The organism is Polyangium sp. y55x31, from assembly GCF_029946505.1.
GTDB lineage: Bacteria > Myxococcota_A > Polyangia > Polyangiales > Polyangiaceae > Polyangium.
Genome location: NZ_JARZHG010000026.1, coordinates 1 through 20,306 on the forward strand (window position 1 = coordinate 1; position 20,306 = coordinate 20,306).

The window sequence follows — 20,306 nt, forward strand, 5'->3', positions numbered from 1 at the left end:
CGGCGGCCGCGGGGGCGGCGGCGGACGCGGAGGCGGGGGCGGCGGCGGCGGCGACCGCGGGCGCGGGGGTGGTCCCGGCGGTCAGGCGCGGGGCGGTGGTGACGGCGGCGCAGCCGAGGGCGACGAGGGCGGTGAGGCCGAGCCCCCAGACGGCGCCGCGCCGGGAAAAGAACGAGCGGAGAGCCACGGCGGGAGTTTAGCCCGAAAAGCACGGATCGGCCGGAGAAAGCTTCCGTACCGAGCGCGCGCGTCGACGCCAGGGGACCGGGGGTTTGGGGGCGCAGCTCGCTTTGCCGAGCGTAGCCCCCGAACGTTGGAAGCGGTATAGGGGCCGGACCGGTACGATGATGGCGGTATTCCAGGACTGGATCGCGATTCTGCTTCGCTGGCTCCACCTCATGGCGGGGATCGCGTGGGTGGGGACGTCGTTTTATTTCAATTGGTTCGACCTGTCCGTACGGCCGCCGAAGGGCAAGGTGCTGAAGGAGAACATCCGGGGCACGCTCGACGAGATCCACGGCGGTAGTTTTTATTATCACGAGCAATACTGGCCGAACGCCCACCCCGAGCGGCTGCTCGTCCACGCCTGGCCCGCGAAGACGACGCTGGTCACGGGGGCGCTCTTGCTCGCGGGGATCTACTGGTACGGCGCGCGGACGTACCTCATCGACCCGAGCGTGGCGGACATCGGGCCGACGGCGGCCGTGGGCATCAGCATCGCGTCGATCCTGGCGTGCTGGTTCTTTTACAACGAGCTTTGTTTCTTCATTGAAGACAACCGCGTGATCCTGGCGGTGATGGCGGTGTTCGTCGGGCTCGCGGCGTACGGGTATCAGCACGTCTTCAGCGGGCGCGCGGCGTACATCCACGTGGGGGCGATGCTCGGGACGTGCATGGGGCTCAACGTGTGGACGTCGATCGTGCCCCACCACATCGCCATGCGAAAACAGCTCAATGCCGGACAGCCGCTCGATCTGCGGCACGGCGAGCAAGCGAAGCGGCGATCGCAGCACAACAACTATTTCACGCTGCCGGTCACGTTCGCGATGATCAGCAACCATTTCGCGCTGGCCTACAACCATCACCGCGCGTGGCTGATCCTGTGGCTCTTGATGGCGGGCGGCGTGACGATCCGCCATTACCTGAACATCTCTTTCAAGCACGACCGCAAAGAGAGGTCGCTCCTCGTGGCGGTGGCGGCGGCGTTCGGGGGCGCGATGGGGCTCAGCTTCATGCGGCCGGCGCCGCCGCCGGTGGTGGGGCCGGTGGATACGGCGACGGCGATGGCGATCGTGCAAAAGCGCTGCGTGCCGTGCCATTCGCAGAAGCCGACGCACCCGACGTTCATCGCGCCGCCGGCAGGGTTCATCCTGGAGACGCCAGAGCAGGTGCTGGCAAAGGCGGAGAAGGTGGTGCAGCGGACGAGCGTGACCCGGGATATGCCACTCGGGAATGCGACGGCGATGACGGACGAGGAGAGGGCCCAGCTCAAGGTGTGGATCGAGTCGCAGGGGAAGTAGGGGCGGGGGCGTTTCGGCGGAGGGGCGGGGGCGCCGGTTTCGGGGGGCGCGAGGGAATCGCTCGTCCTGTTTGCGACACGCCCTCCGCCATCGTCGGCGGCTCTTCGCTCTGATGCCGAGCAGCCATTTCACCCGCGTGCCGCTTTCGTGGCGGTCACACGCGAGGCTCTCGTGCCCCTCGGGGGCTGTCACGTGAGCATGACGGCGGGCGGAGCGCGGCTGTTACGCGGCCGTGTCAGTGTCACGCGCCTATGACACCGACCGTCGTCCGAGCCTCTTGAACGGGGAGTCTCCGCGCGCGCGTCCTGTGGCCCGAAGCTTGCCCTTGGGCTGGCCGACGTGGGATCGCCCGCGCACTCGAAGAAACAAGGAACTTCATGATGATACGCAGGATGCTTGCATCATTGCTGATCCTGGCACTGCCCTATGGATCGGCTTTCGCCAGCCCCGACGGCCAGCTCAGCGACACGGCGCCGGCCGGAAATACGGGAGGCGGTTTGGCCGTGACTTCGACCGGCGCGGCGGTCACCTCCATCCCCATCCAGGTCCCACCCGGCGTCGGCGGCCTCGTGCCTTCGCTGAGCGTCAATTACAACAGCAGCGGCGGCAGCGGAGACATGGGCGTGGGCTTCTCGCTGTCCGCGACCTCGAGCATCAAACGCTGCGGCCATACGCTCAGCGAGGACTTCGATGTCTATCCCATCACGTACCGCGACGACGGAGCAGGGGGCCCCGTGTATGCGGCGGACTGGCTCTGTCTCGACGGCGTGCGGCTCGTGGGATTGGAGAACGCCCTGAAGATCGGCCGCGTGTACCGCCTCTATCAGGATGACCACCGCCGCGTCGTCGCGGTGAGCTCACCGGACGGGCTGCCCGGCTTCGAGGTGCAGTTGCCCGACGGCTCGAAGCAATTCTACGGCACCGATGACCAGAGCCGCGTCTACAAGTTCGAGCAGGACGCCGCCGGGGGTGTCGTGAGGCGGCCCTACGCGTGGAAGTTGACCCGGGTAGAGGACGCACACGGCAATACGATGACGTTCCACTACACGTACCAGGACAATTTCAACGACGCGCTGGGCACCGCCTCGCGGCTCGAGCATCGGCTGGAGCAGATCCGCTACGCGAACAACACGCGCCGGGTCGAGCTCCAGTACGACCGTCTGGCGCGCGACGAGATGATGGACGGTTTCTTCAGCAGCACGCGATATCGGCAGCCTCGCCGGCTGACGGGCATCCTGACGTTCGCCCCGTCGGCCATCGCCGCCGAGGGCGAGCGCATGGTACGGCAGTATAAATTTCAGTACACGAACCTCGCATCCACGACGAAGAAGTTCTTGCTGGAGAGTGTAAAGGAGTGCGTGTACGAGAACGACGGGGAGGTCTGCAAGCCCGAGACGAGCTTCACGTGGCAGAGCGGCGCCATCAATGGCGAGATCGCCCTGGAGGACGCGCAGGGGGACTTCGCCTTCGACAGCAATCTCTTCCCCGTGCATGGAGTCCCCGAGACAGACCATGCTGCGGTGTTTCAGATGACGCAGCTCGATGGCAATCATGATGGCACGACCGACCTGCTCGTCGCTCCCGCAGCGGATGGAAGCAATCAGCCCCAGACATGGAGCTTCTGGGCCATCCGCCCGACCCCGCAGGAGTCGCAGATCATCGACACGAACATCCTCGTGCGCACGCCGCCGCCCATTCCCCAGAGTCCCGTCGAGCTCTGCGACATCGACAATCAGTGCCGCGATTACCTGCTGCCCGGTGACGCGATCGGGATCTCGAACATCGATTACAACGGCGATTCCCGCACCGACGTGATGGGCGTCGAAGGCTACACCTCGACGAATCCGATGTATCGGGGCTTCGGCGACGGCCTGCAGATCCTGGTGCAGGAGTCCGTATGCGACGAGACCCGTTACGACAACGACACCGAAATCTTCGCGGAGGTCCGGGAGACGGGGTTGATGTACCCCTCGCCGACCAGGGTTCCGCCCGTCGGAAACCGGATCTTGCTGGCGGTGCCTGGAGATTTCAACGGCGACGGGCTGACGGACTTGATGGCCTGCATCGAGAACGAGAACCTGGACGCGTACTTCGGCCCCGAGGCGTACAAGACGTTGCCTGGAGTCCTGGAAGGCTCGACCCTGTATCGCGGCTTCTGGCACTATTTCGAAAACGAGACCAACGGCCCCTCGAACCGCATTTACTACGACATCGACGGAGTGCTGGAAAGCTACCCCTGCTCGGTCCTGGACAAGGTCCACGTCATGGACTTCGACGGGGATGGGTCGGACAACCTGATGTACATCTATGGGTACAGCAATGATACCCAGGTCGAGAACGATCCGGACGGCAAGTGGCCGCCCGTGATCTCCGGGGGCCACTGGCTCAGCCCCGTGGAGCTACAGAACGAGACATACCGCGCGATCCTGTATCGCAAGAACCCGGGCAACAATGGCAATAATTTCCACGACGTCGACACGGATCTGCCGTTCGATTTTTACCAGCGGCTCCACGCTGCCGAGGGCGCGAACTGGGCCTGCCTGCAGGAGTATGGTGCCCTGTGCCGCGGCAACGGCCTCGGCGCGGACAAGGTGGGCGACGTCAACGGCGACGGGCTCCCGGACGTGGTGCGCTTCGAATCCGACGCCACGCTCGAAGAAAACAACCTGAGCCCGTTCGTGAACCAGCAGGACGGCGAGATGCTCGACGACTGGGGCGCGCAGTGGGAGGGCCGCATCGAGGTGTGGCTCAACATCGGCGGTCACTTCGTCCGGAGCCACGACTGGGACCACACGTACGGCGCCGCGTCCTTTCACGCGCAGTTCCTGAGCGCGCACCTCGTCGATTGGGACCGGGACGGGCGCGCCGAGCTGCTGATGCGCAATGACGCCCCCCAGGACCCGGACGCGCGTCCTCACGTGCTCGAGTATCCGCTGAATGCGTTCGCCTCCCTGCAGTGGACCCCGACGACCTTGCCGGCCCTGCCGTGGAAGCTCGACGAGCGAATGCTGTCGCTCGGCGATTACAACGCCGACGGCTTGCTGGACGTGATGGCTCGCACCACGAATCCGGACGGCGATAACGACCCGCACAACGACCCGTGGCTTCTGGACTTCCACATCCGCCAGGGCGACGTGCCCGACCTCGTGCAGCGCGTCTCGAACGGCCATGGTGCGCAATGGTCCGTGCACTACAAACCCATGACCGACGTGAGCGTCTATCGCGAGTCCGAATGCTCGTCGCAGTGGCATCCGTACACGAACGACTCGGACTCGCGGCCCTTCGATACACGGCCGCTCGTCGCAAGCCTGCTCAGCCCCCTGGGTATCTCGCCGACCGTCGGGTCGCAGCGCACCGACTACTTCTACGAGGACGCGCAGCGCTACCGTGCGGGCAACCAATTCCTCGGCTTCACCCGCCGGATGCTGAACGACGCCGGTGCGACCGGGCCGGATGCCCCACCGCAGGACTATGCCAGCGTGCGCTCGGAGCTGTACCGGCACTACCCGGAGCAACCCTTCAACTTCGCCACGGGTTCCGTCATCATTCCGAACGCGGGAAAGCTCACCGCAGCGGTCACGATGATCCGGAACACCGATCCGGATCATCCGGAGGGAGCTCGGGCCGTCCTGGAAAACTATGCATACGATACCCTGCTGGGAGGTGACTTCCAGGGCGATCCGGACTGGCAAGGCCCTCTCCCGGAGACGTACTACTTCCAGCCCGTGAAGATGAACTCGCGTGTGCGCACGTTCGATGACGTCGAGGCCTGGTGGGACTGCTGCTCGTCGCAGCCGTGGTACACCCTGACGCCGGAGGCCGTGGAGAACCTGGTGGGGCTGGGCGAGATGGTTCCGTTGACCGACCAATGGCAAGGCATTGGTCGGACGACGCACGATATCAATTACCCGGATTCCTGCATGAGCACCATGGACATGTGGGCGACGGGCGCGCTCGATGCGCAGGGCTTTCCGACGACGTATTGCAGCGAGGACCTGATCTCCGGCGCGCGCTACGAGACCGAACTGGAGTACGAGCACCGGCTCACGAGCTGGCAGCTCGGACTGCTCCGCAAGCGCGAGGTGACGCACAAGCTCGTGCCCGCGGATCCCCAGCCGAAGACCCGCACGGTCGCGATGACGTACAACGCGTTCGGCGATACCGATCTGGTCACGGTGGAGCCGGATCTCCCGGAGCATCGCTCCTTCACGGCGTACGGCTACGACAGCTACGGCAACGTGAGCTCGGTTCACGTCTGGGATGCGGAAGGCAATGATCGGACGACCGTCCTCACGTATGGCGCGAATGGCGTATTCCCGATCACGCGCACGAACGCGCTGGGTCACATCTCCTCGATGACCTGGGAGCCGGGCCTCGGTACGCTCCTCTCCTCGACCGATCCGAGCGGCGTGAAGACGATTCAAAACTACGACCGATTCGGCCGCCCGACCTTCGCGCAGGTCTGGGCCCAGAACACGCCGATGAGCCCCGGCGCGACGATCACCTACGAGCCCCTGGCGTTCCTGCCTCCGCGCGTCATCGTCGATACGCCTGGCCACGGCCACTCGGAGACGACCTTCGACGTGCTCGGCCGCCCCGCGCAGACCGTGTCGAAGGGCTTCAAGGACGAATACGAGGTGTTCCGCTATGCCCAATACGATCACCGGGGACGCCTGGTGAGGACGTCGGTGCCGGTCAAGACGGGCCAGCCGGTGGTGTGGACGAGGATGTACTACGACGTGCAGGGCCGCTTGATCGAGCGCATCGATCCGAGCGGCATCGATGGGCTCACCTCGACGCGCTGGATCTATGAGGGCCTCAAGACGACGCAGATCGATCCGGACGAGAACCAGACCTGGATCCTGACGGACACGCGAGGCAACCTCGTGCGCTCGGCGGACGGCCACAAGGCCGAGGACGCGAACGTTCCCGGCAGCTACACCGAGATGTGCTACGAGTATGGCCATTTCGAGGGCATGAACCAGGTCGCCCCGTGCCAGCCGACCGCGCTGCGCTCGCCGGTGCTCATCGGGCTCGACCTCTACAACCAGCGTCTGACCCTGGACGACGCGCAGACCGGCCTGCAGACCTTCGACTACGATCCTTTGGGTCAGATGAGGCGCTCGCTCAATGCCGAGGGCGAGGAGCTCCTTCATCACTACGACGCGCTGGGCCGGCTCGACGAGATCCTGGACTCGGAAGGCGGGACCACCCTCTGGAGTTATGACGTGACGCGGCCCGGGGCCCTGCACGAGTCGGTCTCGCGCGATGGGAATTCCAGGCTCTACCTGTACGACGCCTTCGGCAGACTGAACACGACGGAGTGGACCATCAACGGTGACTCGTTCACCGTCGAAATGGATTACGATTCGTTCGGACGCCCCCTGAACGTGCGTTATCCGGACCCCTTTGCCGGTACATCGTTCGCGGTCCAGCGGACCTACGATGCCTACGGGCACCTGCTGGAGGTCACCGGCAACGAAGGGACCACGTTCTGGGAGCAGCTCGCGGCGGATCCTTTCGGCGGAACGCACGAGGAGCGGCTCGGCAACGGCGCCCTGACGACGCGTCAGTTCGATGCTTCGACCGGCAGGCTCGAGCGGATCCGCTCGGTGATCGAGCAGCAGAATACGTCCGTCACGGTGCAAGATCTCGAGGTGCAATGGACGAAGGGCATGGACCTGCACAAGCGCATCGACCACGTGCGCGCGCAGAGCGAGACATTCAGCTACGATCCGAAGCACCAGCTCGTCGGCGCCTTGGCCGAGAAGGGCGTGGACACCAGGACCGAGAGTTACGCGTACGACCCGTTCGGCAATCTGCTGGATCGCACGGGGGTCGGCACGTACACCTACCAGAACGAGAGGCTCGCGAGCGCCGGTGACGAGCAGTTCTGGTACAACCAGAATGGCGCGCTGATCGCCCGCTCGGTGAACGGCGTGAACACCGCGCTGACCTGGGATCCGTTCGGCCGTGTGAAGTCGATCATGAGCCTGCCGGACTACGAGCTGGAGCTCGATTACGATGCCGACGGCAATCGGGTGCGGCGCTTCGACGACCAGAGCCAGACGGAGACGGTGCTGGTCGGCGAGCTCTACCGGCGCGAGCGCAAGCTCAACGAGCCGTTCGCGATGGCCAAGCATACCTACCTGGTGAAGGTGGGAAGCCGCACGGTGGCCGAGTTGACGCGGCTCTACGGCAACAATGGCAACGTGACGCAGGCCGATGTCCACTACGTGCTGGCCGATGCGCTGGGATCGACCGACCTGGTCATGGCTGCCAATGGGAACGTCGTGGAGGAGCGCAGCTACAGTCCCTGGGGCGAGGCGCGTGATCCGGACGATTGGACCGATTCGACGTTGTTCAGCACCGACTCGCTGGTGAAGCCCGGCTTCACCGGTCACGAGGGCCGGCTCGACGGAGGATTCACGTTCATGCGCGGGCGGATGTATGCCCCTTCGGTGGGACGCTTCATCAGCCCGGATCCGATCGTGCAGGCGCCGTTCATGCTCGCGGACCTGAACCGCTATAGTTATGCGTGGAATCGTCCGCTTTCCGTCGTAGATCCATCGGGGCTGGACGAGGAGGGCAAGAAGGACGAGGATTGCATTCCCGTCAAGGGCGGTAAAGTCGACATCGAGGTGAAGACCGAGGAGTTCGGGACCACGTTCCCTGGTGGTAGTGGTGGCGATGGCGGAGGGAGCGGTTCTTACTACTTCGGCAATACCCCCCCCAGCACAGTGTATCGAAGCAAGGGCGAGGAGTGGGACACGCCGCCCCAGGTCGATCCGGTGCCGGTGTCCTCGGCGGAGGCCGCAACTCTACCCGTCTCCTACGATGGGCTCCGGAACGATGTCTCGACGGGTGTGGGCTTTGTTGCGCTCGGTTCCACCGGAGCGAGCTTCGTGGCCGGGAAGGTAATCGAGTGGTTCACAAGCGGGCGGATGGCCGATGCTGAAGGCATCCTCCCTGCAGTATTCGGAAAGTCCTTCGCAATCCTCGGGGATCTGTTCACGCTCGGTAGCTTTGCCATCAAGCCGAGTCAGGATCGAACCAACCTGGATGGAGCGATATTTGTGGCAGCTGAGACCGATCTGGGCGCCATCCTTGCCGAATCCTTGGGACTCCTCGTTAGAAATAAGGGGCTCGCGCTCAGAGCTGCTTCCATCGGAACGAGGGCGACCGTCGTAGGAATCGCGTTGTCCCTCTTCCAGATTTACATGACCTACCGCACGCAGCCCCCGGAGATCGGGATGTGCATGCCATTGGATGGGAACGTCTACCATCTCATCTCGCGCAATCCGGAGAGGTTCAATACCTCGCGGGATCTCGTTGACACGGTGCTGAATACGCTGCACGAGTATCTGTACGATTTCTCGTCCGTGCAGCCCATGACACGGGTCGAACAAGAGACGGCAGAGTAGCTTCAGACACCCGCCACACGTACGGGGACGGCGCGCCCGTTGCCGTCCCCCCTCCCTCCGCGCATGTTCCCGTGCGACCAGGCAAGGCTGGTTGTGCCGTACCTCGACCGCGCGGACGTCCAGTCCACGGGGAACCAGCACTGCAGGCGTTCGACGTGGGGCCGTCGGCTCAGGGGGACGGTGTCGAGTCTCCGAAGACACGAGGTCGCTGGATTTCGACGTGAGCTCGACCGTCCGAGGGGTGGCGTCGAGTCCCCGGAGACACGGAGGATGTAGGATTTCGACGTGGGCTCGTCGGTCCCGGAGGACGGCGTCGAGTCTCCGGAGACACGAGGTCGCACGGTTTTGACGTGGCGGCGTGGGCTCCGGGAGATGGCGCCGGCACTCTAAGGCGTGGGTGGCGTGGGTCCGGGGAGACGGGGCCGTTCCGTGAAGGCGTGACGTCGTGAGGTGGAGGATCGAGCCCAGCATGTTTCCCATCGACCCCACGCCCCCGCCCGCTCGCCCCCGTGACGCCCGCGCACGTCCGCACTAGAGCGTTCCCTTCGTGCCCCCCTGGTCCCGCCCCGAGCCCTTCGGCGCGTGGGTTCGTCTCGATGACCGAACCCTCGTCGCCGTCGATCACGCGCTCGCCGCGCGGCTCGGCGTTCCCGTGGGGCAACCTGCGGACGCGCCCGCGCCCCCACGACCGCTCGAAGTCCACCTCGCGGTGAACGCGCGTTGCCACGCACCGTGCGCCGACTGCTACCTCGACGCGCGGCCCGACGGCGCGGAGCCTTCTCTCGACGAGCTTCGCGCGAGGCTCGTCACCGCGGCCGAGCTCGGCGCTTCGACCGTGGCCTTCGGCGGTGGAGAGCCGCTGCTTCGTGAGGACCTCGGCGCGCTCGCGGCCTTCGCGCGTTCGCTCGGGCTCGTGCCCGTGATGACGACGAGTGGGTTCGGGTTGCGAGAGGAGCGCGCCAAGGAGCTCCGGGCGTTCGCGCAGATCAACGTGAGCCATGACGGCGTGGGCGGCGCGTACGCCGCCGTGCGTGGGTTCGACGGCGCGCGGGTCGCCGAGCGCGCGATCGAAGTTCTCGCGCGCGCAAAAATCCCCGTCGGCGTGAACCTCGTGCTCACGCGACGATCATTCGAGCATCTCGACGCCACGGCCGAACGTGTCGCGGATCTCGGCGCGGGAGAGCTTCAGCTCTTGCGGTACAAGCCGCAGGGCCGCGCGGCGGGGATCGGTTACTTCGAGGCGCGGCTCTCGGCGGCGCAGCGAGAAGCGCTCTGGCCTGCGATCACCGCGATCGTGCATCGGCGGCGTCTTTCGGTCCGGATCGATTGTGCCCTCGTGCCGCTGCTCTCGGAGGCGCTCGCAGAAGAACCTCGCGCGGCGGAGATACTCGCTTCGCTCGGCGTGTTCGGTTGCGAGGCCGGCAGGTACCTCGGCGCGCTCGACGTCGCGGGGCGTGCTGCGCCGTGCAGCTTCTCGCCTTCGTCGAGCGAGGAGATCGATCGCTTCCGCGCGTATCACGCGGCCCCGCCGGAGCCCTGCGCCTCCTGCACGTTGTTTCCGGTCTGCCGCGGCGGTTGCCAGGTCGTCTCGCGGCACGCGGGGGGTTCGGGGGCGCAGCTCGGCTTGTCCGAGCGTAGCCCCCGAGCGTCGACTGCGAACACCTTCCGCCCCGACCCCGAGTGCCCTCGCGTGCGACGCGACGAGGCCTCGTCATGATCGACCCCTGCGCGCCGCCCGAGACCGAAGCCGTGTTCCTCTACGGCGCGCGGCGCCTGCTCATGGTGCTGCATACCGCGGGAAGCATCGTCCTCGTCGGCGCCGCGACGCACCACGCCCTCACGATGCGCCACTACCTGCGGGATCGGTTCATCCGCGTCGCGACCGAGAAGACCTGGGCGAAGGTCGTCGCCGTCGCGTACGTCTTCACCTTCGTCGTGGGCGCGCTGCTCTACCCGACGTACCGCTATCACGTGCGCGGCATCTACCTCGATCGGTACGCGCCGCTGTACGCCGGACTGTTCGACGTCAAAGAAGTGTACGCGTCGCTCACGCTCGTCGTGGCGCTCGGGCTCGGCGCGCTCGCGTTCACGCTCAAACCCGCGGAGGAGCGCTGGCTCGTGCGCATCTACGCGGTGATGAGCTTTCTCGTGTGCTGCGTGGTGTGGCTGAACGTGACGCTCGGGATCCTCGTCGCGTCGGTGCGGGGGATCGGATGAGCGAGACGAAGCCGCCTTCACCCTCGGCGCGGCTCTTCCTCGCGTTCCTCGCGGCGCGGCTCGCGTACGGGCTCGTGTTTCTGGTGAGCGCGGCGCGCAAGTCGCCCGTGCCCTGGTACTTGCCGCTCGAACGAAGGTTCGTCTTCGCGTCGCGGCCGGCGGGGCTCGGGATGGATTGGTACGGGCGAACGGCGGTGGGGCTCGTGTTCGCGCTCGCCGCGGGCGCGGCCGTGTACGTGCTTGCTGCGCGGGCGCGCTGGCTCTCGCGGCCGAGCGCGGTGATGGCCGTGGCGCGGGCGGGCGGGCTCGTGCTGCTCGTGGACTTCGTCTACTTCGGCTGGGCGCTCATGACGCAGACGCCGAACCCGTGGCCGCTGCCATCGTGGTACTGCCCGCGATGACGCGGTTCACTCCGCGGCCGCTTGCGCCTCGACCTTGCGCTCTTCGAGCTTCACGTCGAACTTGCACGGCTGCTTGAGATACACGCGGTGCGTGAGCTGGTTCGACAGCACGCACGTGGGCACGACGCCGTCGTCCGGGTTGCCGGACGGGGACGCGAGCATGATCCGACCACCCGGCATGAGCGTGGTCGAGAAGTGCGCAGTGCCGTTGGGGACCGTGCTGCACTTCTCGACGAGCTTCTGGATCGTCGCGTGTGCGGCCTTGGCGTTCATCGTCTTCTGGTCGGGGCAACTCTCGACCACGACCTGCGCGTCGACGACGCCGATCGCGGGGCCCTGCGGCTGCGCAGGCTGGCTCGAGCCGCAGCCCAAGGGCACGATCGCGTAGAGAGCAAGGAGGGCGAGACCGAGCGGAAGGGCCGCACGCTTCATGGTTTCTTTGTTTACCACGACGGGCGTACGGTTGGTTCGTGGTATGGCGGAATCTTCCGCGCGGACGCGATGTACCCCCTGGTCTGGTTTCTCAGCGTCGCTTGGCTCCTCGCCGCGGCCCTCGTGGCCGTGATCCGAGGCGTCCGCGGCATGCGCGAGGGCCGCGGGCACCTCGCGGCGCGGCGCATCAAGAGCCCGACGATCTACCTCTTCTCGGCGTACCTGCTGGTCGCCGCGCTCGTGACGCCGAAGTCCCCGGGCGAGACCACGTCGCCGCTCCTCTGGCTCGCGTTCGCGATTCCCCTCGCCAACGCGCTGGCGGCCGCGAGCTCCGTCGGCCAAACCCAGCCGAAGGGTGTTACGCGCGCCGGGCTCGCGCTCCTTCACGGCGGGGCCGTGCTCGCGGCCGCGGCGTGCATCCTGGCGCTGGTTTCGCCGAAGTTCGTCCCCGTCTGGCTCGGAGGACCGGCCTCTCCCTAGTACCCCTTGCGCGCCGTCACGAACGCGCCGCGCTCGATCTCGTGCGACGAGGCCGTCACGAGCGCCGTCGCCGTGTGCTCGCGGACCTTGACCACGCGCAGCTCGGCGTACGTCTCGTCCGGGAAGAGGTTGTCGTCGCCGGGCGGCGCGAGGTTCTCTGTCTGCGCGGGGCGATCGTCCTCGATGACGGGTCGCACGGTGGCGAACTTGCCCGCGCCGCGCAACGTGTGGCGCCAGCGATCGCCGCGGCGCAAGGCGAAGAAGCGCATGCCCGGCTTGACGCCTTCTTTTTCGCCCTTGTCGAGGAACACGATCTGGTTCTGCCCGTAGAACGCGTGCGGATAAAGCGCCGCCACGATCTTCGCGTCGATGTCGTCGGCGCTCGTCGCGGGCGGGACGACGACGAAACTTCGGTCGACCGGGCCGACCTTCGCGCCTCGCTCCACGGTGTCGAGCGACTCGATCACGCGGCCGCGGATCATGCGCGTCTGCGTGTTGATCCGGTCGACGCGGAGCGTGCCGCGGATCGAGACGAGCTGGCCCTTCTGCGCGGCGTCGCCGCTCGTGACGAGCGGGCGGAAGATGGTGAGGAGCTGACCGACGGCGACTTCGTGGTTCTCGTCGAGCTTGACGTACACGTCGTCGCCCGCGCTGAGCAGCATCTTGTCCGCGGGGCTGCCGTTGATCTCACCCCAGACGTCGTCCTTCTTGTCGTCGAGCCAGCCCGTGTCGCGCAGGAAGATCGTCTGCGGCGCGACCTTGCGCACGCCGGCGATGAGGCGCTTCATGCCGGGCAGGTCCCTGTCGCCCGCGTCGCGCAGCCGCACCTGATCGCCGGGGTAGATCCAGTGCGGGTTCTGGATCTGCGGGTTCTGCGCCCAGAGGCGCGGCCAGCTATAGGGGTTCTTGTAGTAGCGGCTCGAGATGTCCCAGAGCGTGTCGCCCGTGCGCACGCTGTGGATCTCGGGCACGTGCTGCCCTTCGAGCACGAAGCCGCCGTTCGCCGTGCCGCGCACCGTCTCGCTCGACGCCGGATCGGGGAGCAGATCGAAGCCGTCCGCCGCGCGTGACGTGTCGACCGTGGAGCGCGAGCTCGACGGCAGATGCGCATCCGGGTTGTAGCCGGGCTGCGGGTAACCCGGCACGACGACCTGTGTTGCCGGCGCCGGCGTCTGCGGGACCTGCACGATCGTGACCTGCGCGCCGTTGCCCTGGGAGGGCGCGGCTTCGGAGCCGTCCTGCGCGTCTGCGTGGCCCGCGGCCGCGAGGGAGAGGAGGACGATGGCGGGGGCGAGGGCGCGTGTGTCCTTCATGGTGCCGTTCTCGGGGTGCTCGGGAGGGGGCGCTTGCCCTTCGCGGGGCTTGCCGGCGCGGGAGCCGCGGGGTGGGTGAGCACCTCGCCCCGGGCCGTGGAGCGGAGGACCGGGCGAGGTGCGTCGTCGGGCTCGTTCGAAGCGCCCGGGTCGTCATCGGTTTGTGCTGCAGCGATCGGCGCGAGCGACGCGGTCGTCCCGCCTTCGGGGGTCGGCGCGAGGTGCACGACGTCGAGCGAGGGTCGATCGTCCTCGGCGCTCTTCGGGGCGCTCACGGGCGCGGGATTTCGCGCGGAAAGCTTGGTGTTCGCGAGCTCGAGCGTCTCGACGCGGGCCGCGAGGATGTTGTTGTCTGCACGGACGCGTCCCACCTCCTGGCGCAGCGCCTCGATCTCCTTGCGGAGGGCATCTTGCCCCCCGCCGGCGCAGCCGGATGCGAGGAGGACGAAGGCGAGGGCGCAGAGGGACCGCATGCCGCACCGATGGTAGTGCCCAAGGCGTGCGTGGGCCAAGCGAGCAGCGGCCTATCTCCTGCTGTCACGGCGCGGAATTCTGGTAGGGTCGGGCCCATGCCGAAGCGCTCGAACAAACTCGTATCCTTGACGATTGCTGCTCTTGCCTCTCTCGCTGCGCTGGCGTTCGGCGTGGCGGGTTGCTCCGACGAAGGAAATGGGGACGATACTTGTTACGACTACGGGTCGTTCGACAAGGCGAGCCCCGCGGTGACGTTCTCCGGTGACGTGCTCCCGATCTTCCGCAACTCCTGCGGCATCGGCGGCGCGTCGTGCCACGGCGCCGTCTCCGGTATGCCCGGTCAGCCCTACCTCGGCCCGGCCAACAGCGCGACCGCGCCGACCCAGGCGGAGATCGACGCGATCTTCTCGCAGAACGTCGGCGTGGCCGCGACGAAGGCGACCGGGATGAAGATCATCGAGCCGAACAGCCCCGAGACGAGCTTCCTCATGCACAAGATGGACGGCACGCTCACGTGCAGCGCCGTCGTCTGCGACGCGGCGTGCGGCGGCACGATGCCGCTCACGGGCGACCTCCTGCCGCAGGCGACGCGCGACACGGTTCGCCGCTGGATCGCGCAGGGAGCGAAGAAGGATTGATCGGCAGACTCACGGGCCGCATCGTCGAGGACTCGGCCGAGGGCGTCGTCGTCATCGACGTCGGGGGGGTCGGCTACGAGGTCACGGTGCCGCTCGGCGCGCTCGGACGTGCGTCGCGGGAGGGTGACGACGTGGTCACCCTGTACGTGCACACGCACGTCCGGGAAGACACCTTCGCGCTCTACGGCTTCCCGACGCGCGACGATCGGGCGGCGTTCCGATCGCTGATCGGCGTCTCCAGCATCGGGCCGAAGATCGCGATGTCGATCCTCGGCGCGCTGCCGGCGGGCGAGCTCGCGTCGGCCATCGCGCGCGGCGAGGCGTCGCGGCTCGTGGCCGTGCCCGGGGTCGGCAAAAAGACCGCGGAGCGGCTCATCCTGGAGCTCAAGGGCAAGCTCGCGGCGGCGCCCGTCGTCGCGAAGGGCACCGAGGCGAAGGCGCCCGTCGCGCCCGAGGGCAAGGCGGAGCTCTTGCACGGCGCGCTCACGCGGATGGGCTTCCGACCGGCCGAGGCCGAGCGTGCGGTGACGGCGCTCGGAGCGCGCGTGCAGGCCGAGCCGCTCGGAGATCTCGTGCGCGAGGCGCTCGCGCTCCTCTCCTCCAAGTAAATCGTTCTCCGGGACGAACGACGACATCCCACGGTGGCGCGACGTACGCGCGGCGCGCCTTCGTGCCGCGCAAGAAGCCTCGACAAAAAAAATCGGCCCGAATATGCTCGGCGCCGCGGTCCGGGTGGGCCGGTGTCGGCAGTCCCCCGAGGAGGCGGCGTGATTACCTGTCCCAAGTGCAACAAGGAGAACCAGGACCACTACAAGTTCTGCCTCGGCTGCGGCTCCGAGCTGCCGCGGGACGCGTCTCCGAAGAAGTTTGCGACGGGCGGGACGCCTCCGCAGGGGATGCCTGCCGTTCGGCCCGGCGCCGTGACGGACGACATGGGCGTCAAAGGCGCCGTCGCGCAATTCCCGCCGGCAGCGCCCGCGGCCGTGCATCCGCCGATCGCGGCGCAGGCCGCGCCGTCCGCGGGCCCTGTGGTGTGCAAGGACTGCGGCCACACGAATGCGCAGACGAACCGGTTCTGCGCGTCGTGCGGCGCGAAGCTGACGCTGCCGAAGCCCGGCAGCGTGCCGGCGATGGCCTCGCCCGCGGCGCCGCCCGTGGCCTCGACGCCGAGCGCGATGACGGTCGTCTTGACGGCGCTCCGCGCGGACGGCTCGGAGGCGGGCTCGTATACGCTCCCGTCGGCGACGTTCACGATCGGCCGTGATGTCGGGGCGATCTTCGCGGGCGACAACTACCTCTCGCCGCGGCACGCGACGTTCGTGTCGAAGAACGGCAAGCTCTCGGTGCGCGACGAGAGTTCGCTGAACGGCGTCTACCGCAAGTTGCGCCGCGACGAGCCGATCGCCGTGATGATCGGCGACGTGTTCCGCATCGGCCAGGAGATCGTCCGCTTCGAGGCGCTCTCGGCGATGCAGGCGACGGCGGACGGGGTGGAGCGGCTCGGCAGCCCGTCGAAGGGCTACGTGGGTCGCATCGCGCTGATCATCGGCCGGGACGCGACGGGCAACTCGTTCCCGATCCCGGAGACGGGCCTGCACCTCGGCCGCGAGCGTGGGGACGTGCTTTTCCCCGAGGACGGTTACGTCTCGGGTCTGCACTGCCGCATCAGTTACGAGCGGGGCCAGCTCTTCGTCACGGATCTCGGCAGCTCCAACGGCACGTTCATCCGGATCTCGTCGGAGGTGGACCTCATCGACGGGGACGTCCTCCTGATGGGTCAGCAGCTCTTCCGGATCAACATTCAGTTCTGAGACGGTTTGCCGGGCGCGCGGCTTCTGGCGCCGCGCGTCTCGGCGGGGGAGAATGTCGGCCATGGAACCGCCGCGCACGATTCGCGTCGTTGCTGCCGTCATCGAGCACGAAGGGCGTTACCTCATCACGCAGCGCCGTCCGACGGCCTTGTTACCGCTCCTGTGGGAGTTTCCCGGCGGGCGCGTGGAGGACGCGGAGACGGACGCGGCGGCGCTCAAGCGTGAGGTCTTTCATCGGCTCGGGGTCGAGGTCGAGCCGGGGCAGCTCATCTCCTTCGTGAGCCATCCGTACGAGCGTTACGTCGTGGACCTCTACCTCTACGAGTGTCGCATCACGTCGGGCGAGCCCGCGCCGCTCGCGGTGAATGCGTTCAAGTGGGTCACGAGCGCGGAGTTCGATCAGTACCCGTTCACGCCCGCCGACGAGGCGAGCATGAACAAGCTGCTCGGCATGGGCTGAGGGCTCCGAGCGCGACTTTTTTTCGCGGCGCGCAAAACAAAACCTGACTACGCTCGTCCAAGATTTCCTCCGCGGGCGCCGGCGTCCTGCTCTTGGAATGCAAGTGTCTCCCGGGGAGCTGGGGTGTGGGGTGCAGGGCGCCGTAGGCGACCCGAAGCCCCACTCGAAGAGGAAGGCGCCATGCGAAAGAGCGTTGCGGTCATCGGTCTGGTTGCTGCGGCGACGGCAGGTCTCGCGGCGGGGTGTGGGAGCACGGGACGAGGAGGCGCCGAAGCAAAGGCGCCGGGTGTCGGCGAGAGGAGCTGCGGGCGCGTGCGCCCGGGCGTGGGCGCGAAGCCGCTCGCGGGCGCGCGACAAGGCGGCGTGGTCGCGCTGGCGAAGGCCGGAGGCAAGACGATCGCGTACGTCGCGGACGAGGATGACGGAAACATCCACACGGTCGACGTCGCGACGGGCAAGGAGCTCGGGACGACGCAGCTCGGAGGGACGCCGTCGCAGCTCCTCGTAGCGGCCGATGGCCGCGTCGTGGTGGCGCTCCGGGACAAGGCGGCGATCGAGGTGCTCGAGCCGGAGGCGGATCCGTCGCAGCCGCTCGCGTCGCTCTGCACGGTGCCCACGCCGGTCGAGCCGGTCGCGCTCGCGACGACGCCCGACGACGGCACGTTGCTCGTGACGAGCGCCTGGGGCGCGGCGCTCACGGCGTACGACGTGGCGAGCATGGGACGAGCGTACGAGGTGCCGCTGCCGCGCGAGCCTCGCTCGCTGGTGATCTCGGACGACGGCAAGAAGGCGTTCGTCGCGCACGTCGTGGGCTCGCGGATGAGCGTGGTCGATCTCGGGGCGAAGCGCGTGCGTCCGGTGGACGTGGGCGGGGTCGAGGCGGGCGTTCTCCGGCATGGGAAGGTCGGCCTCTTCGGCGGCAGCGAGGAGATCGAGCGGCGCGCGTGCCAGGGCTTCGCGCTCGCGAAGTCGACGGATCTCTCGGGCCGCATCTTCGCGCCGCAGGTGCTCGTGGATCCGGGGCTCGCCGAGGAGCGCTCGGAGGGATATGGCAGCGGCGGCATGAACCCGCCGGAGGTCGCGTCGGTCGCGGTCGTCGACGAGGACACCGAGCAGCCGCTCGGCGAGTCGGTGAGCGTGAAGCCGGACGTGCGGCAAATGGTGGGCGTGGCGCGGCCTCGCGCTGCGTGCTTGCTGCCGCGGGCCGCGGCGATCGATCCGGCTTCGCGCTCGCTCTTCGTCTCGTGCCTCGGCATCGACACGGTCATCGAGTACGACGCGGCGGCGGCCGATCCGCAGCGGGCGGAGCGGCGCCGCTTCCCGGTCGCCGCGGGGCCGACGGGGCTCGCGGTGGATCCGGAGGGCCGGCGGCTCGTCGTGTGGTCGCAGTTCGATCGCACGCTCCAGATCGCGCCGCTCGGCGCGAAGGATGCGGTGGAGGCGCGCGTGGACGCGCCCGCGATCCTCCGCGTCGGACTCTCGCGCAAGGCGCAGACGGCGGCGACGGCCGATCTCGAGCTCGGCCGGAAGCTCTTTCACGCGAGCGGCGATCAGCGCATCTCGAACGACGGCCGCGCCTGCGCGAGCTGCCATCCGGATGGTCGCGACGACGCGCTGACGTGGGCGACGCCGGAGGGGCCGCGACAGACGCCGATGCTCGCGGGACGGCTCGCGAAGACGGCGCCGTATGGATGGACGGGCCGCGGGGACAGCGTCGAGGCGCACCTCGCGGAGACGTTCGGCCGGCTCGGCGGCGCGGGGCTCGCGCGGCGGGAGATCGACGCGCTGATCGCGTTCGCCACGAGCCTGCGGCCGCCGCAGGCCGAGATGCGGGACGACACGAACGACGTGCTCGTCCAGCGCGGCAAGGCGATCTTCCACTCGGCGCAGACGGGCTGCGGGACGTGCCACCGCGAGGAGGGCGCGTGGACCGATCACACGGCGCACGACGTTTCGAGCCGCGCCGATGCCGACGTCGCGGCCACGTTCGACACGCCTTCGCTGCGGTTCGTCGGCGGCACGGCGCCGTATTTCCACGACGGCCGCTACGCGACCTTGCGTTCGCTGTTGGTCGATGCGGACGGCAAGATGGGCCACACGAAGCACCTCGCGAAGGAAGACCTCGACGCGCTCGAGGCCTACATGAGGAGCCTGTGATGCGCGGCCTCGCAAAGAGCTCGTGTGTGGCGATCGCGGCGGCGTCGCTCGCCTTCGTGGCGGGCGCGCCGGCCGAGGCCGCGGGGACGCCGAGCTTCTCGTCGGTGCCCGAGGCGCGCGTGCCGGAGATGCTGCATCCGAAGGACGCGCCCGACGCGATTCCTGCGGGCGAGCGCATCGACGGCGTGCGCGTCGACGAGAACGCGCACAGGGTGCAGCCGTCGTTCGCGACCGTGGCTGCCGAAGGAGGCCGTTGTGTATCGATCGGCGCGATCCCGCAGGGCGTGCCGCCTTCGGGCTTCGCGGGGACCAGCATCCGCGTGGGCGGCGTGCTGCCGATGCGTGTCGAGCGCCTCGTCGAGCGCAAGCCGGGCGAGGCGGAGCTCGAGATCGTCGACGCCTGGCTCGACGCGCGAACGTCGAGCATCCGGCCGGTGGTGACGACACGCGTGCCGCTCACCACGCTCGCGAAGGGGCCCGCGAGCTACGCGGTGTACGGGTTTCGAAAGGGCAACGAGCTCCAGGTCGTGATGCCGTCGCAGGACCGGATGGGATACGTGGATCCGCGCGGGGAGATTGGGGCCACGACGTGTGGTCACCTCCGCATCGGGCTCGACTCCACGGCGAAGAACGGCGCCATGGTCATCGGCGTCGCGCGCATCCGCACGACCCGCGCGCCTTCGTCGCGCAGGCCCGCGCCGTCGTTCCATCCGGAGACCCTCCTCGGGCAGAGCGAGGCGCTCCCGCCCGACATGGTGATGCGCGTGGTGCAGGTGAGCGTGAGCGTGAGCCGCACGAAGCGCGAGCGCGATCCGCTCCTCAGCGTGTCCGTGGGATGGGCCGAGGACGAGGATGGCGTCGTGGCGGTTCGAGGCATCGATGGCTCGGTCGATGACTTCGCGGTGCCCATCGCCGAGCCCATCAACGACGAGTAGTCCTCGGCAAACGCCTCCCGGAAGGCCTTCCCGCACCCCCTTGC

16 protein-coding genes are annotated in these 20,306 nt (G+C 67.8%); 12 read left to right on the plus strand and 4 right to left on the minus strand.

Translation table 11 applies throughout. From position 1 onward, the window contains the following. Nucleotides 1-187: hypothetical protein (locus QHF84_RS33680; protein ID WP_281317605.1), on the minus strand; the 187-nt coding region annotated here is incomplete at its 3' end. 157 nt (nt 188-344) lie between these two features. Between QHF84_RS33680 and QHF84_RS33685 the strand changes: the two genes are divergently transcribed. The 5 genes from QHF84_RS33685 to QHF84_RS33705 all read left to right on the plus strand — a co-directional run bounded on the left by QHF84_RS33685 (nt 345) and on the right by QHF84_RS33705 (nt 11,562). After that, the gene (locus QHF84_RS33685; RefSeq protein WP_281317606.1) at nt 345-1,520 is read left to right on the plus strand and encodes a urate hydroxylase PuuD; all 1,176 of its coding nucleotides are present in this window, start codon (nt 345-347) and stop codon (nt 1,518-1,520) included. Between the two features lie 392 nt (nt 1,521-1,912). Then, nucleotides 1,913-8,944 carry an RHS repeat-associated core domain-containing protein gene (locus QHF84_RS33690; RefSeq protein ID WP_281317607.1) on the plus strand — a complete coding sequence of 2,344 codons (7,032 nt, stop codon included), beginning with the start codon at nt 1,913-1,915 and terminating at the stop codon, nt 8,942-8,944. A 547-nt stretch (nt 8,945-9,491) separates the two neighbouring features. Continuing rightward, nucleotides 9,492-10,661 carry a radical SAM protein gene (locus QHF84_RS33695; protein ID WP_281317608.1) on the plus strand — a complete coding sequence of 390 codons (1,170 nt, stop codon included), beginning with the start codon at nt 9,492-9,494 and terminating at the stop codon, nt 10,659-10,661. Continuing rightward, nucleotides 10,658-11,161, plus strand: coding sequence for a hypothetical protein (locus QHF84_RS33700; RefSeq protein WP_281317609.1), 504 nt, complete (start codon nt 10,658-10,660; stop codon nt 11,159-11,161). Before QHF84_RS33695 ends, QHF84_RS33700 begins: the two co-directional genes overlap by 4 nt. After that, the gene (locus tag QHF84_RS33705) at nt 11,158-11,562 is read left to right on the plus strand and encodes a hypothetical protein (protein WP_281317610.1); all 405 of its coding nucleotides are present in this window, start codon (nt 11,158-11,160) and stop codon (nt 11,560-11,562) included. Before QHF84_RS33700 ends, QHF84_RS33705 begins: the two co-directional genes overlap by 4 nt. Before the next feature lie 6 nt (nt 11,563-11,568). On the opposite strand, the gene QHF84_RS33710 is transcribed toward QHF84_RS33705, so the two are convergent. Further along, the gene (locus tag QHF84_RS33710) at nt 11,569-11,994 is read right to left on the minus strand and encodes a hypothetical protein (protein ID WP_281317611.1); all 426 of its coding nucleotides are present in this window, start codon (nt 11,992-11,994) and stop codon (nt 11,569-11,571) included. A 69-nt stretch (nt 11,995-12,063) separates the two neighbouring features. On the opposite strand from QHF84_RS33710, the gene QHF84_RS33715 reads away from it, so the two are divergent. Next, nucleotides 12,064-12,474 carry a hypothetical protein gene (locus QHF84_RS33715; protein ID WP_281317612.1) on the plus strand — a complete coding sequence of 137 codons (411 nt, stop codon included), beginning with the start codon at nt 12,064-12,066 and terminating at the stop codon, nt 12,472-12,474. On the opposite strand, the gene QHF84_RS33720 is transcribed toward QHF84_RS33715, so the two are convergent. Together QHF84_RS33720 and QHF84_RS33725 are read right to left on the minus strand one after the other, a co-directional pair. Beyond that, entirely contained in the window at nt 12,471-13,787 is a 1,317-nt protein-coding gene (locus tag QHF84_RS33720) for a LysM peptidoglycan-binding domain-containing protein (RefSeq protein WP_281317613.1), read from the minus strand. The two genes, QHF84_RS33715 and QHF84_RS33720, sit on opposite strands and share 4 nt — an antisense overlap. After that, nucleotides 13,784-14,260, minus strand: a complete 477-nt coding sequence (locus tag QHF84_RS33725; RefSeq protein ID WP_281317614.1) for a hypothetical protein — start codon at nt 14,258-14,260, stop codon at nt 13,784-13,786. The genes QHF84_RS33720 and QHF84_RS33725 overlap by 4 nt, the downstream gene beginning before the upstream one ends. 96 nt (nt 14,261-14,356) lie before the next feature. On the opposite strand from QHF84_RS33725, the gene QHF84_RS33730 reads away from it, so the two are divergent. From QHF84_RS33730 to QHF84_RS33755, 6 genes are all read left to right on the plus strand, one after another. Beyond that, the gene (locus tag QHF84_RS33730) at nt 14,357-14,899 is read left to right on the plus strand and encodes a hypothetical protein (protein WP_281317615.1); all 543 of its coding nucleotides are present in this window, start codon (nt 14,357-14,359) and stop codon (nt 14,897-14,899) included. Next, nucleotides 14,896-15,507, plus strand: coding sequence for a Holliday junction branch migration protein RuvA (gene ruvA / locus QHF84_RS33735; protein WP_281317616.1), 612 nt, complete (start codon nt 14,896-14,898; stop codon nt 15,505-15,507). The genes QHF84_RS33730 and ruvA overlap by 4 nt, the downstream gene beginning before the upstream one ends. 159 nt (nt 15,508-15,666) lie before the next feature. Beyond that, nucleotides 15,667-16,710: an FHA domain-containing protein gene (locus QHF84_RS33740; RefSeq protein WP_281317617.1), complete on the plus strand. Its 1,044-nt coding sequence runs from the start codon at nt 15,667-15,669 to the stop codon at nt 16,708-16,710. A gap of 61 nt (nt 16,711-16,771) precedes the next feature. After that, nucleotides 16,772-17,170: a (deoxy)nucleoside triphosphate pyrophosphohydrolase gene (locus QHF84_RS33745; protein ID WP_281317618.1), complete on the plus strand. Its 399-nt coding sequence runs from the start codon at nt 16,772-16,774 to the stop codon at nt 17,168-17,170. A gap of 180 nt (nt 17,171-17,350) precedes the next feature. Continuing rightward, a complete protein-coding gene (locus QHF84_RS33750) occupies nt 17,351-19,327 on the plus strand; it encodes a cytochrome C peroxidase (RefSeq protein WP_281317619.1) in 1,977 nt (658 codons plus the stop codon). Then, the gene (locus QHF84_RS33755; protein ID WP_281317620.1) at nt 19,327-20,262 is read left to right on the plus strand and encodes a hypothetical protein; all 936 of its coding nucleotides are present in this window, start codon (nt 19,327-19,329) and stop codon (nt 20,260-20,262) included. The genes QHF84_RS33750 and QHF84_RS33755 overlap by 1 nt, the downstream gene beginning before the upstream one ends. Nucleotides 20,263-20,306: the final 44 nt, after the last annotated feature.

What these genes read in the sequence shown, in the direction of transcription:
- QHF84_RS33685 (WP_281317606.1), top strand. Translation starts at nt 345, where the DNA reads ATGATGGCGGTATTCCAGGACTGGATCGCGATTCTGCTTCGCTGGCTC.
- QHF84_RS33690 (WP_281317607.1), top strand. Translation starts at nt 1,913, where the DNA reads ATGCTTGCATCATTGCTGATCCTGGCACTGCCCTATGGATCGGCTTTC.
- QHF84_RS33700 (WP_281317609.1), top strand. Translation starts at nt 10,658, where the DNA reads ATGATCGACCCCTGCGCGCCGCCCGAGACCGAAGCCGTGTTCCTCTAC.
- QHF84_RS33705 (WP_281317610.1), top strand. Translation starts at nt 11,158, where the DNA reads ATGAGCGAGACGAAGCCGCCTTCACCCTCGGCGCGGCTCTTCCTCGCG.
- QHF84_RS33710 (WP_281317611.1), bottom strand. Translation starts at nt 11,994, where the DNA reads ATGAAGCGTGCGGCCCTTCCGCTCGGTCTCGCCCTCCTTGCTCTCTAC.
- QHF84_RS33715 (WP_281317612.1), top strand. Translation starts at nt 12,064, where the DNA reads ATGTACCCCCTGGTCTGGTTTCTCAGCGTCGCTTGGCTCCTCGCCGCG.
- QHF84_RS33720 (WP_281317613.1), bottom strand. Translation starts at nt 13,787, where the DNA reads ATGAAGGACACACGCGCCCTCGCCCCCGCCATCGTCCTCCTCTCCCTC.
- QHF84_RS33725 (WP_281317614.1), bottom strand. Translation starts at nt 14,260, where the DNA reads ATGCGGTCCCTCTGCGCCCTCGCCTTCGTCCTCCTCGCATCCGGCTGC.
- QHF84_RS33730 (WP_281317615.1), top strand. Translation starts at nt 14,357, where the DNA reads ATGCCGAAGCGCTCGAACAAACTCGTATCCTTGACGATTGCTGCTCTT.
- QHF84_RS33745 (WP_281317618.1), top strand. Translation starts at nt 16,772, where the DNA reads ATGGAACCGCCGCGCACGATTCGCGTCGTTGCTGCCGTCATCGAGCAC.
- QHF84_RS33750 (WP_281317619.1), top strand. Translation starts at nt 17,351, where the DNA reads ATGCGAAAGAGCGTTGCGGTCATCGGTCTGGTTGCTGCGGCGACGGCA.
- QHF84_RS33755 (WP_281317620.1), top strand. Translation starts at nt 19,327, where the DNA reads ATGCGCGGCCTCGCAAAGAGCTCGTGTGTGGCGATCGCGGCGGCGTCG.